Origin of the sequence: Nitrosomonas supralitoralis, from assembly GCF_003011925.2 — a bacterium.
Classification (GTDB): Bacteria; Pseudomonadota; Gammaproteobacteria; order Burkholderiales; family Nitrosomonadaceae; genus Nitrosomonas; species Nitrosomonas supralitoralis.
This window is the reverse complement of sequence record NZ_PXXU01000217.1, coordinates 1-337: the sequence shown is the minus strand read 5'-3', so window position 1 is coordinate 337 and position 337 is coordinate 1. Positions and strand designations below refer to the sequence as shown.

Annotated in this window: 1 protein-coding gene; it reads left to right on the top strand. The window is 35.9% G+C overall.

What is annotated here, in order from left to right; all coding sequences use genetic code 11:
• The first annotated feature begins 62 nt into the window (after positions 1-62).
• Entirely contained in the window at positions 63-311 is a 249-nt protein-coding gene (locus tag C7H79_RS17500; protein ID WP_147383681.1) for a type II toxin-antitoxin system CcdA family antitoxin, read from the top strand.
• Positions 312-337 lie beyond the last annotated feature (26 nt).

Sequence of the window (337 nt, the reverse complement as noted above, 5' to 3'; positions counted from 1 at the left end):
AGAGAAAACTGCTTAATAAACTGTCCGGTTTTGTGAAGCATTGCATATAACTATGCGTATAATTGACGCACACACTGCATGTCGGCTATGCTTGTAACTATAGTGTAATTATGGACGGATATTATGTACATAGCATCGAAACAGAAATTTCAAAACGTCGTCCTGTCAATCTGACAATTCGAGAAGATTTGATGCAAAACGCAAAGTCTCTTAATCTTAATACGTCCAAGGCAGCAGAAGCGGGTATAGAAGACGCAATTAAAAAAATTCAAACAGTAAATGGCTGGAATCAAACAAAGAAGCTCTATTAGATCATAATTTGAGAGTGGAAAAAAAT